This is a genomic window from Micromonospora sp. CNZ286 (assembly GCF_014207755.1).
In genome coordinates, this window is record NZ_JACHIZ010000001.1 from 325,086 (window position 1) to 339,956 (window position 14,871).

Genomic DNA, 14,871 nt, shown 5'->3' on the forward strand with positions numbered 1-14,871 from the left:
CGACCGCGACCGTTTCCTGCCTCACCGCGGCTTCCCAAACAGGATCTCGTCTGATGAAATCGCGGCCGTGCCGCGCGTGGCGCTGGCCGCTGCACCAGGCACGGGTCAGCGGGTCACGCGTGGAAGAAACGACGGAGGCGATGTCGTGAGCACCGGACCTACGACCCTGCCCGGGAGCCCCAACGCCGAACAGCGGAACCGGCGCCGGCTCCTGCCCAGGCTGCGCGACGCGCGGATCCGCTCCAAGCTCGCCCTCATCCTGGTCGTTCCGGTCGCAGCTGTCATCGCGCTGGCAACTATCCGACTCATCTCGGTGGGCCAGGGCGCGTACGAGGCGGACCAGGTCCGGTCGCTGAGCGCGGTGTCGGTCGACATCGCGGCGCTCACCCAGGACCTGCACAAGGAGCGCATGGCGGCGGCGGTCTTCCTGGCCGACCCGAACCAGAAGCCGGACGCGTACAACCTGCGGGTGCGTCAGACCGACGAGCGCATCGCGGCGTACCAGAACGAGCGGGGCAAGCTCGGCGACGTGACGGGCGCGATCAGCAACCAGCTCAAGGTGATCGACGCCCACCTGTCCACGTTGAACGGCACCCGCCAGGAGGTGCTGGACCGGCTGCAGATGCCGGTGGCCGAGGCGAGCCTGCGCTACGGCATTGTGCTGGACGACCTGGTCGCGTACAGCGACGCGCTGGCCCAGCAGCCGGGCGCGGACAGCCTGGCCGACGCCCGCCGCGCGGTGGCCGCGTTCGCCCACGCCAAGGCCGAGGTGGCCGAGGAGCAGGCGGTGGCCTTCACCGCTCTCGACGGCGGAAGGATCGACGAGGAGCAGTTCTCGTCCTTCGTGGCCACGCTGACGGGTCAGCAGGAGGCGCTGCTCACCTTCTCCCGGTCCGCGACGCCGAGCCAGCGGGCCCTGGTGGACCGCACCGTCTCCGGTGACGCCGTCCAGCTCGCCGACCGGGTCGCGGGCGACATCTCCCGGTCCATCGGGCGTCAGGCGCTGGTCACCCGCGACGAGGCATCGGCCGCCATCGGCGCGGTCGACGACCTGATGCGGTGGGCCGAGATCCAGCTCCTGGACGACATGCTGGCCGACGCCGACGAGGCACGCGCCGACGTGATCCGGCAGGCGATCGTGGAGAGCCTGCTCGTGCTGCTCACGCTCGCGGTCGCGGTGACGCTCGCCGTGGTGCTCGCCCGCTCGCTCAACGACTCGCTGCGCCGGCTGCGCGAGGGCGCGCTCGCCGTGGCGAACCACGACCTGCCGGACGCGGTGAGCCGGCTCCAGAACGTCAACGCCATCGGTGACGGCGGTGTGGACGAGATCGTCCAGCAGGTACGGGATCCGATCAAGCTGAGCAACCGCGACGAGGTCGGTCAGGTGGCTGTGGCCTTCAACGTGGTCCACCGGGAGGCGGTCCGGGTCGCGGCCGAGCAGGCCGCGCTGCGGACGAGCGTCTCGGCGATGTTCCTCAACCTGGCCCGCCGCTCGCAGAGCCTGGTCGACCGGATGATCGGTGAGCTGGACGCGATCGAGCGTTCCGAGGAGGACCCGAAGCGGCTGGCGCAGCTGTTCGAGCTGGACCACCTGGCCACCCGGATGCGCCGCAACGACGAGAACCTGCTGGTGCTCGCCGGCGCCGACTCGGCCGTGCCGCGTCGCGACGACGCGCTCCTGGTCGACGTGCTGCGCGCCGCGCAGTCCGAGGTCGAGCTCTACAACCGGATCGAGTTCGGCACCGTCGACACCGACATCTCGGTGGCCGCGCACGCCGTCAACGACGTCGTCCGGCTGGTCGCCGAGCTGCTCGACAACGCCACCCGGTTCTCGCCGCCGAACACCACAGTGGTGGCCGACGGCCGCCGGATCCGCGACTACGTGCTGATCCAGATCGAGGACCGCGGTCTGGGCCTCAGCGACGACCAGCTCGACTCGCTCAACCGGCGGCTGGCCGCGCCGCCGACCGTCGACGTGGCCGCGTTCCGGCTGATGGGTCTGGCCGTGGTGAGCCGGCTCGCCTCCCGCTACGGGATCCGCGTCGAGCTGCGCCGCAACGTCGAGGGCGGCACAGTCGCCCAGGTCACGCTGCCGAACTCGACAGTGGTGCTGCCGGCCAACCGGGGCCAGGCCCCGCTGACCCGGCCGCGTCAGCCGCTCGCCGTCGAACAGTCGCCGCTCAGCCAGGTCGGCGCCGCCGACGCGCTGGCCGGCGCCGGGCGGGGTGCGGCCACGGCGACGCTCGCCGACCAGTGGCGCGGGGCGACCACCGCTCCGCCGTCGCGGTGGCAGACGCCCGGCGAGACGCGCGACACCACGCCCGCCGTACAGCTGGGTGGGGCGACCGGTGCGCTGCCCACCGTGGCGGCACCCGCTCCGGTGGCGGCGGCGCCCGCTACCGCGCCGGCTCCGGTCTCCGGAGCAGGCTGGTCGGCCGGGGGACCGACGGTGGCGTACCCCGCGCTCGACCCCCTGCCCAAGCGGACGCCGGGTGTCGAGACCGCGCAACCCGCGACCCAGGCCGCGCCTCCGGCCTACCAGCCGCTCGCGGCGGCGCCGGCGGTGGAGAGCACCCCGGCGACGCCGGTGGTGGCCCGGCCCGAGCAGCGGGCCGAGGCGCCGATATTCCGTGAGATGGAGGCGGTCTGGTTCCGTTCGCACGGAGAGGACGAGACCACCATCTTCACCCGTCCCACGTTCGACGAGCCGCCCGCGCCGGCACAGCCGGCGGTGGCGCCCCCAGCGGCGCCGGCGCGTCCGAAGCTGCCCACCCGTACCCCGGGGGCCCAGGCGTCGGGGCTGACCACGTCGACCACGCCGTCCGCGTACAGCCCGCCGGAGGTTCCGTCCACGCCGCCGGCGGCCGCGACGCCGCCCCCGGCGCCACCCGCCGCCGCGCCCGCGCCCGCGCCGCCGATCGACCCGGAGGCCTGGCGTACGGCGGCCGACGAGGGCTGGTCCCGGGCCAGCCGTGCCGCGGAGCCCACCACCGGCGGCACCACCCGCTCCGGGCTGCCCAAGCGGGTGCCGCAGGCCCAGCTCGTGCCCGGCGGGATAGAGCCGAAGAGCGGCCGGGACCGCAGCCGGCGCACGCCGGACGAGGTACGCGGTCTGCTCTCCGCCTACCACCGTGGCGTCCAGCGGGGCCGTACGGCCGGCGCCGACCTGAACAGCACCTCGACCAAGGAGACGAACCGATGAACAGGCCGGCGGCCATGCAGGACATGGGGTGGCTTCTCACCAACTTCGCCGACAGCGTTGCGGGTATCGCGCACGTGGTGGCGGTGTCCGCGGACGGGCTGCTGCTCGCCTCCTCCCGGGACCTGCCCGGTGACCGGGCCGACCAGCTCGCCGCGATCACCTCCGGCGTGGTGAGCCTGACCGAGGGCGCGGCGCGGATGTTCAGCGCCGGCGGGGTGTTGCAGACCGTCATCGAGATGGACAGCGGCTACCTGTTCCTGATGTCCATCAGCGACGGTTCGTCGATGGCCGTCCTCGCGGCGCGCAGCTGCGACGTCGGCCAGGTGGGTTACGAGATGGCGCTGCTGGTCGAGCGGGTCGGCCAGGCACTGGTCCCGCTGCCGAGAGACGCGGTCCGGTCCTGATCGGACCGGGGAGCTGACGACCGGAGCCGGTGCGGCTCCGAACGAGGGGAGGTGATCGCGAGATGGACCCGCGACGTGATCCACGTGGCGCGCTGGTGCGGCCGTACGCGGTCACCCGGGGCCGCACCGAGCCGTTGCAGAACATCGCGCTCGAGGCGGTGCTGTCGAGCACGCCGACGCAGTCGGCCGAGGCGCGCTTCGCCGGGCACGACAAGTACCGCATCTCCTCGGTCTGTGAGGGCCGGGCGCAGTCGCTTGCGGAAATCGCCGCTTACACCCGGATGCCGCTGGGCGTCACCCGGGTGCTGGTCGCCGACATGGTGGCCGAGGGCCTGCTGACGCTACACACTGCCGCTCCCGCGACGGGTTTCGCGGCGCGGATGAACCTGCTTGGAAGGGTGCTAAGTGGACTTCGCGAACTATGACCCCGACGGGGTGAACCGCGGCCGGGAGATCATCTCCGCGAAGATCGTGATCGCGGGTGGCTTCGGCGTGGGCAAGACGACACTTGTCGGAGCGATCTCCGAGATCCAGCCGCTGACCACCGAGGCGCTGATGACAGCGGCCGGCGTGGGCATCGACGACGCGTCGAAGGTGCCGGGCAAGGAGACCACCACGGTCGCCATGGACTTCGGCCGTATCACCATGGCCGAGGACCTGATCCTCTACCTGTTCGGCACGCCGGGCCAGACCCGCTTCTGGTTCATGTGGGACGAGATCATCCGGGGCGCGGTGGGCGCGGCGGTGCTGGTGGACACCCGCCGGATCACCGACGCGTTCGCGCCGCTGGACTACTTCGAGAACCGCAAGCTGCCGTACGTCGTGGCGTTGAACCGCTTCGGCGACGCGCCGCACTACGAGCTGGAGGAGGTCCGGGAGGCGCTCGCCATCTCCCCGGACGTGCCGATGGTCCTGTGCGACGCCCGCCAGCGGGACTCGGTCAAGCAGGTGCTGGTCACGGTGGTCGAGCACGCGATGCTCCGCCTCCAGGCCGAGCACGGCTACCCGGCCTCGGTGGGCTGACCGCCTGCGGGTCAGTCGACCCGCAGGCGGTACCCCCGCTTGACCACCGTCTGCACCACGCGGGGCGCCGTCAGCCCCGCCCGCAGGCGGGCGACCGCCATCTCCACCGCGTGCTCGTCGGCGCCACGTGGCAGCGTCCGCAGCAGCGCGGTGCGGGAGAGCACCTTCCCCGGCGACGCGGCGAGCGCCCGCAGCACCGCCATCGGCGCCGGCGCCAGCTGGCGCAGCTCCCCGTCGACCACCGCGGCGTGCCCGCGCAGCGTCAGCACGTGCCCGGCCGCCTTCACCGAGACCGTGCGCCGGGGCAGCTCCTCGACGATGGTGCGGACCAGGGCGCCCAGCCGGGCCCGGCTCGGCGCGCTCACCGGCACCCCGCGCCGCACCAGCGGCTCGGCGGTGACGGTGCCGACGCACCCGGCCAGCACGTCGCCGCGCAGCGCCTCCAGCACCGTCTCGGTACGGTCCCCGGCCGCGCGCAGCAGCGCCTCGGCCGCCGGGGCCGAGGTGAACGTGACCGCGTCGACGAGACGCCCGGCCACCAGGTCGATGAGCCGGTGCAGCGGCGCCGGGTCGGCCGGCGGCGCCCACCGGTACACCGGCACCTCGATCACCGTGGCGCCGGCCGCCACCAGCGCGTCGGCGCACTCGGGCTGCCGCTCGCCGTGCAGTTGCATCGCCACGACCTGGCCGGCCACCCCGCGTCGGACCAGGTGCTCGACCACCTCGTCGCAGCTCTCCGAATCCGGGGACCAGTGCTCGCGCAGCCCGGCGGCACGGATCGCGCCGGTCGCCTTCGGACCGCGGGACACCACGTACGCGCGGGCGAGCGTGGTGCGCAGCGGCTCGGCCAGCCCCCAGCCCTCGGCCGCCTCCAGCCAGCCCCGCATGCCGATGCCGGTGTTGGCCATCAGCACGTCCGGCGGGTGTTCCAGGCAGGCCCGGGTGGCCTCACGCAGGTCGGTGTCGTCGGCCAGCGGGACGATCCGCAGCGCCGGGGCGAGCACCACCCGCGCGCCGCGCCGCTGGAGCAGCGCGGCCAGTTCGTCGCGCCGCCGGTCGGCGGTGACCCCGATGGTGAAGCCGGCCAGCTCGTCCCGCATCATTCCTCCTGCCGTAACCGCACCTCGACCAGGCCGTCCCGGCAGCGCACCGGATGCCGGCGCAGCGTCACGCCCGGTAGGTCCAGGCACCGCCCGGTGGTGAGGTCGTAGACCTGCTTGTGCAGCGGCGAGGCGAGCGTGGGCACGCCGCCCCGGCTGCCCACCAGACCCCGGGACATGACGTACGCGCCGCCGACCGGGTCGAGGTTGTCCACCGCGTACAGCCCGTTCGCGGTACGGAAGACCGCCACCTGTACGCCGTCGACGAGGGCGGCCACGCCCCGGTCGGGGTCGAGCCGGTCCAGCGGGCAGACCGGGGTCCAGTCCAGCGTGACGACGGGGCTCATCGGCGTACCTCCGGCAGGCCCAGCGCGACGGGCTGGCGGCGGTGTCCGCCGTCCGGGGGCGCGCCCCGGGCCGGCACCGGCTGGCCCCGCTCCTGGGTGAACGTGATGGACGGGTCGGGCACCTCGGGCGCGTTGACGAAGGAGGTGAAGCGGCGCAGCCGGTCCGGGTCCTCCAGGACGTCGCGCCACTCGTCGGAGTAGCTCGTGACGTGCCGGGCCATCGCCGCGTCGAGGTCGGCGCAGAGCCCGAGCGAGTCGTCCACGAGCACCGACCGGAGGTGGTCCAGGCCGCCGTCCATGGCCTCGACCCAGGCGGCGGTGCGCTGCAACCGGTCGGCGGTGCGGATGTAGTACATGAGGAACCGGTCGATCAGGGTGACCAGTTCCGCGGTGCTCAGGTCGGTGGCGAACAGGTCGGCGTGCCGGGGCCGGAAACCGCCGTTGCCGCCGACGTACAGGTTCCAGCCGGTCTCGGTGGCGATGACGCCGAAGTCCTTGCTCCGGGCCTCGGCGCACTCGCGGGCGCAGCCGGAGACGGCCGACTTGAGCTTGTGCGGCGCGCGCAGGCCCCGGTAGCGCAGCTCCAGCGCGACCGCGAGCCCGACCGAGTCCTGCACGCCGTAGCGGCACCAGGTGTCGCCCACGCACGACTTCACGGTGCGCAGCGCCTTGCCGTACGCGTGACCCGACTCGAAGCCCGCGTCGACGAGCCGGCGCCAGATCTGCGGCAACTGGTCGACCCGGGCGCCGAACAGGTCGATCCGCTGCCCACCGGTGATCTTCGTGTAGAGCCGGAAGTCGCGCGCCACCTCACCGATCGCGATCAGCTTCTCCGGGGTGATCTCCCCGCCGGGAATCCGGGGCACCACCGAGTAGCTGCCGTCGCGTTGCAGGTTGGCCAGGAAGTGGTCGTTGGTGTCCTGGAGCGACGCCTGCTCGCCGTCGAGCACGTGCCCGGTGCCGAGCGAGGCCAGGATCGAGGCCACCACCGGCTTGCAGATGTCGCACCCGCTGCCGCGCCCGTGCTCGGCGACGAGCCGGGAGAACGTGCTGATGCCCCGCACCCGGATCAGGTCGAACAGCTCCTGCCGGCTGTGGTCGAAGTGCTCGCACAGCGCCGTCGACTGGCGTACCCCGGCGGCGTCCAGCAACTGCTTCAGCATCGGCACGCAGGAGCCGCAGCTCGTACCGGCGCGGGTGCACGCCTTCAGCGCCGGCACGTCGGTCGCCCCACCGGCGATCGCCGCGTCCAGGTCGGCCCGGGTCACCGCGTTGCAGGAGCAGACCTGCGCGGTGGCGGGCAACGCGCCCGCACCGGCGCCCGCGCCGCCGGCCGGCGCCAGCAACGCCAGCGGGGGAGCGGGCAGCGGTCCGCCGACACTGGCGCGCAACGCCGGGTACGCGCTCGCGTCCCCGACCAGCACGCCGCCGAGCAGCGTCCGCGCGTCGTCGGAGAGGACCAGCTTCGCGTACGAGCGGGTGGCCGGGTCGGTGTACGTCACGTCGAGGCAGCCGGGGGTGACGCCGTGCGCGTCACCGAACGAGGCCACGTCCACGCCGAGCAGCTTGAGTTTCGTGGCGGTGTCCGCGCCGGGGAACGTCGCAGCGCCGCCGAGCAGCCGGTCCGCGACCACCTCGGCGGTGGCGTACCCGGGCGCGACCAGACCGTGGCAGACCCCGTCGACCGCCGCGCACTCGCCGACCGCCCAGATCCGCTCGTCGGCGGTCCGGCAGGCCGTGTCCACCAGCACGCCGCCGCGCGGGCCCAGCGGCAGCCCGGCCATCCGGGCCAGTTCGTCGCGCGGCCGGATCCCGGCGGCCACCACCACCAGCTCCGCGTCGACAGTGCGGCCGTCGGCCAGGTCGAGCGTGGCCACCGTGCCGTCCGGCCCGGGACGCAGCGCCGTGGTGGCCACCCCGAGGTACGGCGTGACGTCCAGTTCCTCGACGTAGCGGCGGAGCATCGCGCCGCCCGCCTCGTCCACCTGCACCGGCATCAGCCGGGGCGCGAACTCGACAACGCTCGTGACGAGCCCGAGCAGCCGCAGCGCGTTCGCCGCCTCCAGCCCGAGCAGCCCGCCACCGATCACCGCGCCGGTACGGCGGCCCCGGGCGTGCTCCCGGATCGCGGCCAGGTCGTCGAGTGTCCGGTAGACGAAGACGCCTGGCAGATCGGTGCCGTCGACCGGCGGCACGAACGCGTACGAGCCGGTGGCCAGCACCAGCGCGTCGTACGGGTACTCGCCGGCCGCCGTGGTCACCACCCGCCGTGCCCGGTCGACGCCGGTGGCCGGTTCGCCGAGTCGCAGGTCCACTCCGGCGTCGGGCGTGTGCAGGTTCAGCTCACCGGCGTCCACCCCGTCGAACACGGCCGAGAGCCGCACCCGGTCGTACGCCGGGCGCCGCTCCTCGGCGAGCACCGTGACCCGCCACCGCCCGTCGGTGTCCCGGGCCCGCAGCGCTTCGACGAAGCGCTGCCCCACCATGCCGTTGCCGACCACCACCAGCCGCTCGTTCATGACACCTCCACCGTCTCGCGATCCGTCTCGCTGTCGCGTGTCTCGTCCGTGGGCGGGTCCACCTCGGCGAGCCAGGCGGCGATGCCGGCCACCGCGTCCCGGCAACTGCCGCAGCCGGTGGCGGCCCGGGTCTCCGCGGACAGCTCCGCCGCCGTCCGGGCGCCCGCCCGCCAGCACGCCACCAGCGCGCCCTTGCTCACGTCGTTGCACCGGCACACGGTCGCGGCGTCCGGCATCAGCGCCGGTGACGCGGCCGGACCGGCCGGCGCCTCGCCGAACGCCCGGCCGAGCAGCAGCGAACGCCGGTCCGCCGGCACCGGCGCGCCCCTGTCGAACAGCTGCACCACGGTGCCGACCGCTGGGTTGTCGCCGAGCAGGATCGCGCCGGTCAGCCGCTCGTCCCGGATGCGCAGCCGGGCGTAGGTGCCCCGGGCCGGGTCGGCGAAGGTCAGCTCCTCGACCGGCCCGCCCGGGTCGCCGGTCCCGTCCACGTCGCCCATCGCGGCCAGGTCGATACCGGCCGCCTTGAGCCGGGTCACCGCCGGGCGGGGCCGGTACCGGGCCAGCGGGTCCGTGCCGGTCAGCACGTCGGCCACCACCCGGGCCTGCGCCCAGGCCGGCGCGACAAGCCCGGTCAGCGTCCCGTCGTGCTGGGCGCAGTCGCCGATCGCCGAGATCCGCCGGTCGCTCGTCCGCATCCGGTCGTCCACCACCACGCCCCGCTCGACGGCGAGCCCGGCCGCGGCGGCGAGCGCGGTGTCGGGGCGTACCCCGCAGCAGAGCACCAGCAGGTCGGCGTCGAGCGTCCCGGCGTCGCCCAGGTGCAGGCGGACGCCGTCGGCGCCGGCGCTCACGGCGGTGGCCGGCACCCCGAGCCGGGACCGGACGCCCAGGCCGGCGAGCGTGCCCGCGAGGACCGCGCCGGCCGGCGGGTCGAGCTGGCGTTCCATCAGGTGCCCGACCGGGTGGACCACAGTCACGTCGAGCCCTCGGGCGGCCAGCCCGCGGGCCGCCTCCAGACCCAGCAGCCCGCCGCCGAGCACGACCACGCGCCGCGCGCCCTCGGCGGCGGCGAGGATCCGCCGGCAGTCGCCGAGCGTGCGGAACGGGACGACCCGCTCGGGCAGCGGGGCGAGGCCCGGCAGCGGCGGCACCACGGCCCGGCTGCCGGTGGCGAGCACCAGGTGGTCGTACCCGTGCCGCTCGCCGTCGTCGGTGACCACCTCGCCGGCGGCCCGGTCCACCGCGGTGACCGCCGCGCCGGTGCGGACCTCGACGCCCGGCCCGACGGCTTCGACAAGCTCCACGTCCGGCTCGCCGATGCGTCCGGCGAGCAGCGTGGAGAGCATGATCCGGTTGTACGCGCGGTGCGGCTCCGCCCCGAGCACTGTGATCGAGTGGTTCCCGCCGCGTGCGTGCAGCTCGGCGGCGAGCCGGGCGCCGGCCATGCCGTAGCCGACGACGACGATGCGTTCGTTCATGCCGGCTCCACCCGGACCGCGCAGATCTTGAACTCGGGCATCCCGGAGACCGGGTCGAGCGCGTCGTTGGTGACCGAGTTGGCGCGTTGCGCGCCGGGCCAGTGGAACGGCGCGAAGACGGTGTCCGGCCGGATCGCCGTGCTCAGCCGGGCCGGTGCGCACAACTCACCCCGGCGGGAGACCACACGTACCGGCGCGCCCTCGGCCACGCCGATCCGTGCTGCCAGGTCGGGGTGCAGCTCGACGAAGCCGCCCGGTGCGGCGCGGCGCAGCGCGGCCACCCGCCGGGTCTGCGCGCCGGACTGGTACTGCGCGAGCACCCGCCCGGTGGTGAAGTGCAGCGGGTAGTCGGCGCACACCGGCTCGGCGGCCGGCCGGTGGGTCACCGGATGGAACCGGGCCCGGCCGTCCGGGGTGGGGAAGCGGTCGGCGAACAGCCGGGGCGTGTCCGGGCCGTCCCGGTCCGGACAGGGCCAGAACACGCCGGTGTCGGCGTCGATCCGGTCCCAGGTGATCCCGGCGTAGTCGGCCGGCCCGCCGGCCGAGGCCCGGCCCAGCTCCGCGAACACCTCGCGCGGGTCGGCCGGCAGCGGCGTCCCGCCCCCGGTCAGCCGTTCGGCGAGCGCGGCGAGGATCTCCAGCTCGGTACGGACCCCGGCGGGTGGTTCGCGCAGCGCCCGGCGGCGCAGCACCCGGCCCTCCAGATTGGTCATCGTCCCGTCCTCCTCGGCCCACTGGGCGACCGGCAGCACCACGTCGGCCAGCTCGGCCGTCTCGGAACGGACGAAGTCCGCCACCACGAGCAGGTCCAGGGCGCGCAGCCGGGACTCGACCCGCGCGGCGCGGGGCGCGGACACGACCGGGTTGGAACCGAACACCAGCAGCGCCCGCGCGCCGGACGGCGTGCCGAGCGCGTCGAGGAGCTGGTACGCCGGCACCCCCGGCCCGGGTAGCGAGTCCGGTTCGACGCCCCACACCCCGGCGACGTGCTCGCGGGCCGCCGGGTCGTCGATGCGCCGGTAGCCGGGAAGCTGATCGGCCTTCTGCCCGTGTTCCCGGCCACCCTGCCCGTTGCCCTGCCCGGTCAGGCAGCCGTAGCCGGAGCCGGGGCGGCCGGGCAGGCCCAGGGCGAGCGCCAGGTTGATGAAGGCGGTGACCGTGTCGACGCCCTTGGCGTGCTGCTCGGCGCCCCGGGCGGTGAGGACGACCGCGCGGTCCACAGTGGCGAGTGCGCGGGCGGTCGCGTACAGGTCGGCCACCGGCACGCCGGAGAGCCGTTCCACCTCCGCCGGCCAGTAGCCGGCCACCGTCCGCCGGACGTCGTCGAAGCCGGTGGTCCGCTCCGTGACGTACGACCGGTCCAGCCAGCCCTCGGTGAGCGCGATGTGCAGCAGCGCGTTCGCCACCGCGAGGTCGGTGCCGGGCAGGGGTTGCAGGTGCAGGTCGGCCTGGCGGGCGGTGGCGGTGGCGCGCGGGTCGACAACGATCAGCCGGCCGCCGCGTTCCCGCAGGTCGGCGACGTGCCGCATCAGCGGCGGCATGGTCTCGGCCGGGTTCGCGCCGACCAGCAGCAGCGTGTCCGCGTGCCCGAGGTCGGCGAGCGGGAACGGCAGTCCCCGGTCGATCCCGAACGCCCGGTTCCCGGCCGCGGCGGCCGACGACATGCACCAGCGCCCGTTGTAGTCGATGTGCCGGGTCCGCAGCGTCACCCGGGCGAAGCGGCCCAGCGCGTACGCCTTCTCGTTGGTGAGCCCGCCGCCGCCGAAGACCGCCACCGCGTCCGGCCCGTGGCAGTGCTGCACGTCCTTGACTCCGGCGGCGACGCGGTCGAGCGCCTCGTCCCAGGTCGCCGGGCGCAGCTCGCCGCCGGGCCGGTCGCGCAGCAGCGGGGTGGTGAGCCGGTCCGGGTGGTCGAGAAGGTCGGCGGCGGTCCAGCCCTTCTGGCAGAGCCCGCCCCGGTTGGTGGGGAAGTCGCGGGCGCCGACCTCGACACCGTCGCCGGTGGCGCGTAGCACCATGCCGCACTGCAACGCGCAGTACGGGCAGTGCGTGGCGGCCTCGACGAGGCGTGACCCCGTTCGCGTCGCCGTGCGTGCACCGTCTGTCATGTCGGAAAAGCGTGCCGTCGGGCAGTTTCCGGTCCGGGTCTGCTCTGTTTCGGTCCTGTCACGAGCGCTTCACACCGCACGCGGGTGACGAGACGCTCCGCAGGGCTTAGAATGTGGGACAACAATCTCATATAACGGGAGGCATGATGAGCGTGGCGGACGCGTTCGACGCGGTGGCCGGCAGCTACGACCAGGCCCGGCGCCGCCTTGTGCCCTGCTTCGACGCCTTCTACGGCACCGCTGTCGAGGTGGCCGCACCCCCGCTGCGCGCCGCGCTCACCGCCGGGCGTACCCCCGAGGTGCTGGACCTGGGCGCGGGCACCGGCCTGCTGTCCCTGCTGCTGACCGCGGCCGTCCCCGGGGTCCGCCTGACGCTCGTGGACGGCGCCCCCGGCATGCTCGCGGTGGCCGCCGGGCACCTGGACGCCCGTGGCGTGCCGCACCGCACCGTCCACGCCGACCTGGCCGCCCCGCTGCCCGCCGGCCGGTACGACGCGGTGGTCTCCGCGCTGGCCATCCACCACCTCGACGACGAGGGCAAGCGGGCGCTGTACAAGCGGGCCGCCGACGCGCTCGTCCCCGGCGGGGTGTTCGTCAACGCCGAGCAGGTCGCCGGGCCGACCCCCGCGCTGGACCGCCGCTACGACGAGGTGTGGACGGCGCGGATCACCGAGCTGGGCTCCGACGCCGAGGAGATCGCCGGCGCCCGGGAGCGGATGCGGCACGACCGGCCGGCCCCGGTGGCCGAGCAGTGTCGCTGGCTGACCGAGGCGGGCCTGGTGGACGTGGACTGCTTCTTCAAGGAATGGCGTTTCGCGGTCTTCGGCGGTCAGCGGCCGGACGGATCGGCGAGGTGATTCTCGAGCCGATCGGCGAAACGGGACGCGCCGGCCTTCCGTAGGTGGGCGATCAGTTCGACCGCGTCCTTGTCCTCGGCGACCAGGCTGCGCCGGTAGTAGTCGATCTGCCGCGCCAACGTTCTCATGACCAGAGGCATCGAACGGTCGGCCACCCAGTTGAGGAACTCGTCGCCGGTGCGGACCGACAGCGATTCCCGTACGCATTCCGGCGGAAAGGCGCGCCGGTCGTCGGTCACCAGGATGTCGGCGCGACCGTGGACGGCGGCGGCCAGCACGTGCCGGTCGTCCGGGTCCGGCGGGCACGGAACGTCGTTCGGCGAATAGCCGGTGACGAGGCCGTACGGGAACGCCTGGACGAAGCGGCGTCGCTGCCCGCCGATCGCCTGTTCGGAATGCTCGGGCCGCTTACGGCGCAGGCGATTCATCCATTCCGCCAGAACGTCCTCGCGTCCAGGAACACCAGTGAGGCGCTGGGGATCACAGTGGACGCCCTACCCAGCGCCCCCTGGCCGGGCCCGGAACTACACGTCGTCGGTGAAACCCAGCGCGTCGGATTCCCACATCAAGGCCTCGTACGACTTCCGTCGCTCCTCCATCTGCCGTTGCCGGAATGCGAGGACGTCGCGGAGGAAGAGGCGCCGGTGGCTGCCGACCCGGTGGGACGCGATCGACCCGTTCTCCAGGAGGCGGACGAGTGTGGGGCGGGACATGCCGAGCAGCTTCGCCGCCTCGGTCGTCGTCAGTTCGCGGGAGATGGCGCTGATCGCGACGCCGTCGCCGCGGGCGAGCATCGCCGAGATCTGATGGAGGACGTCGAACATCTGGGCGGGCACCTCGACCTCTTCGCCGTCCGCCGAGACGAGGCGGGCCACGCCTCCGCCCGCGGCGAGGGGGTGCCGCACGAGGAACTCCTCCATGGCGGCCGCCTTCTGGCGCTCCGCTCCCTCGGTGGGCATGACCGAGGCGGCCATGCCGGTGCTGAGGCTCATGACGGCTCCCTGTGGCAGATGCGGCTTGTGTCGTCCCAGCCGTTCGGACCTGCTCTATCGTCGCCCCCAAGTGCAATATCCGCAACCGGCTTCGCTTGTTTCACCTGCAGGTGTCCGATTCAGCGATCGGCGGGGACGAGGATGACTGGCGGTCATACCGATGGGTAGTCTTCCCGGCATGACCGCCAAGGTGACGTTGTCGTTCTCCGACGAGACGATCGAGGAGGCGCGCCGGTTCGCCAAGCGGGAAGGGCTCTCCCTCTCCGCCTGGATGGACCAGGCCGCCCGGGAGAAGGCGCTGCGCGAGGTCTTCACCGCGCACGCCGACGCGGTCGGCCGTGCCGGCCTGGACCTGGAAGCCGCCGCCCTGGCCGACGCCCAGGAGGTCGCGCTCGTCGACGACGCCCTGTTCGGCGGGCGTCCGCGTGCTGCGTAGGGGTGAGGTCTGGCGCATCTCCGGCGCCCGGGAGCGGTTCGGCCTGGTGATCAGCTCCGACGTCTACAACGCGACTGCGGTACCGATCGTGATCGTGGCCGAGGTGGTCGAGGAGTCGCTGCTGCGCGACTCGCCGCTCGCCGTGCCGATGGGCGCGTACGTGGTGATGCCCGACCGGATCTCCTCGCCGATGAAGAAGTGGTTCACCGAGTGCGTGGACGTGGCGGACACCGAGACCATGCAGCGGGTCGGCCGGGCGCTGCGGATCCTCCAGGAGCTGTGACCGCCTCACCGGCGCCGTCCGGCGGACGTGCGATCTCCGTTGCCGGGCCGACGCGTGCGGGGCACGCCGGGGAAACCACGGGCTGAGAGCGTCGCCTCGTCATCGACGAGGAGGAGTCG

General features: G+C 73.9%; 14 protein-coding genes. 7 read left to right on the forward strand and 7 right to left on the reverse strand.

Going from position 1 to position 14,871, the window contains the following annotated elements; genetic code table 11:
- The first annotated feature begins 145 nt into the window (after nt 1-145).
- From FHX31_RS01670 to FHX31_RS01685, 4 genes are all read left to right on the forward strand, one after another.
- Entirely contained in the window at nt 146-3,202 is a 3,057-nt protein-coding gene (locus FHX31_RS01670; RefSeq protein WP_184974756.1) for a nitrate- and nitrite sensing domain-containing protein, read from the forward strand.
- Complete coding sequence (locus tag FHX31_RS01675) at nt 3,199-3,606, forward strand: roadblock/LC7 domain-containing protein (protein ID WP_013288588.1); 408 nt, start codon at nt 3,199-3,201, stop codon at nt 3,604-3,606. Before FHX31_RS01670 ends, FHX31_RS01675 begins: the two co-directional genes overlap by 4 nt.
- A gap of 62 nt (nt 3,607-3,668) precedes the next feature.
- Nucleotides 3,669-4,031, forward strand: a complete 363-nt coding sequence (locus FHX31_RS01680; RefSeq protein ID WP_013288587.1) for a DUF742 domain-containing protein — start codon at nt 3,669-3,671, stop codon at nt 4,029-4,031.
- Nucleotides 4,012-4,629, forward strand: coding sequence for a GTP-binding protein (locus FHX31_RS01685; RefSeq protein ID WP_013288586.1), 618 nt, complete (start codon nt 4,012-4,014; stop codon nt 4,627-4,629). Before FHX31_RS01680 ends, FHX31_RS01685 begins: the two co-directional genes overlap by 20 nt.
- Nucleotides 4,630-4,640: 11 nt before the next feature.
- Here FHX31_RS01685 and FHX31_RS01690 read toward each other — a convergent pair whose 3' ends face one another.
- From FHX31_RS01690 to FHX31_RS01710, 5 genes are read right to left on the reverse strand one after another with little or no spacing between them, the layout of a single operon-like run.
- Complete coding sequence (locus FHX31_RS01690; protein ID WP_013288585.1) at nt 4,641-5,729, reverse strand: uroporphyrinogen-III synthase; 1,089 nt, start codon at nt 5,727-5,729, stop codon at nt 4,641-4,643.
- The gene (gene nirD / locus FHX31_RS01695; protein WP_013288584.1) at nt 5,729-6,076 is read right to left on the reverse strand and encodes a nitrite reductase small subunit NirD; all 348 of its coding nucleotides are present in this window, start codon (nt 6,074-6,076) and stop codon (nt 5,729-5,731) included. The genes FHX31_RS01690 and nirD overlap by 1 nt, the downstream gene beginning before the upstream one ends.
- Complete coding sequence (gene nirB / locus FHX31_RS01700; protein ID WP_184974759.1) at nt 6,073-8,595, reverse strand: nitrite reductase large subunit NirB; 2,523 nt, start codon at nt 8,593-8,595, stop codon at nt 6,073-6,075. Before nirB ends, nirD begins: the two co-directional genes overlap by 4 nt.
- Nucleotides 8,592-10,076 (reverse strand): FAD-dependent oxidoreductase, encoded by a 1,485-nt coding sequence (locus FHX31_RS01705; protein WP_071097772.1) that lies wholly within the window; start codon nt 10,074-10,076, stop codon nt 8,592-8,594. The genes nirB and FHX31_RS01705 overlap by 4 nt, the downstream gene beginning before the upstream one ends.
- Nucleotides 10,073-12,184, reverse strand: a complete 2,112-nt coding sequence (locus tag FHX31_RS01710) for a molybdopterin oxidoreductase family protein (protein WP_184974762.1) — start codon at nt 12,182-12,184, stop codon at nt 10,073-10,075. The genes FHX31_RS01705 and FHX31_RS01710 overlap by 4 nt, the downstream gene beginning before the upstream one ends.
- Before the next feature lie 146 nt (nt 12,185-12,330).
- On the opposite strand from FHX31_RS01710, the gene FHX31_RS01715 reads away from it, so the two are divergent.
- Nucleotides 12,331-13,041, forward strand: a complete 711-nt coding sequence (locus FHX31_RS01715; protein WP_184974765.1) for a class I SAM-dependent methyltransferase — start codon at nt 12,331-12,333, stop codon at nt 13,039-13,041.
- Here the strand turns inward: FHX31_RS01715 and FHX31_RS01720 are convergent.
- Both FHX31_RS01720 and FHX31_RS01725 read right to left on the reverse strand, forming a co-directional pair.
- Nucleotides 13,014-13,469, reverse strand: coding sequence for a PIN domain-containing protein (locus FHX31_RS01720; RefSeq protein WP_184974769.1), 456 nt, complete (start codon nt 13,467-13,469; stop codon nt 13,014-13,016). The two genes, FHX31_RS01715 and FHX31_RS01720, sit on opposite strands and share 28 nt — an antisense overlap.
- A gap of 96 nt (nt 13,470-13,565) precedes the next feature.
- On the reverse strand, nt 13,566-14,033 hold the full coding sequence (locus tag FHX31_RS01725) for a helix-turn-helix domain-containing protein (RefSeq protein ID WP_013288578.1): 468 nt from the start codon (nt 14,031-14,033) through the stop codon (nt 13,566-13,568).
- Between the two features lie 178 nt (nt 14,034-14,211).
- Between FHX31_RS01725 and FHX31_RS01730 the strand changes: the two genes are divergently transcribed.
- Together FHX31_RS01730 and FHX31_RS01735 are read left to right on the forward strand one after the other, a co-directional pair.
- Nucleotides 14,212-14,469: a DUF6364 family protein gene (locus FHX31_RS01730; protein ID WP_030269378.1), complete on the forward strand. Its 258-nt coding sequence runs from the start codon at nt 14,212-14,214 to the stop codon at nt 14,467-14,469.
- The gene (locus FHX31_RS01735; RefSeq protein ID WP_030269379.1) at nt 14,459-14,752 is read left to right on the forward strand and encodes a type II toxin-antitoxin system PemK/MazF family toxin; all 294 of its coding nucleotides are present in this window, start codon (nt 14,459-14,461) and stop codon (nt 14,750-14,752) included. The genes FHX31_RS01730 and FHX31_RS01735 overlap by 11 nt, the downstream gene beginning before the upstream one ends.
- The last annotated feature ends 119 nt before the right edge of the window (nt 14,753-14,871 follow it).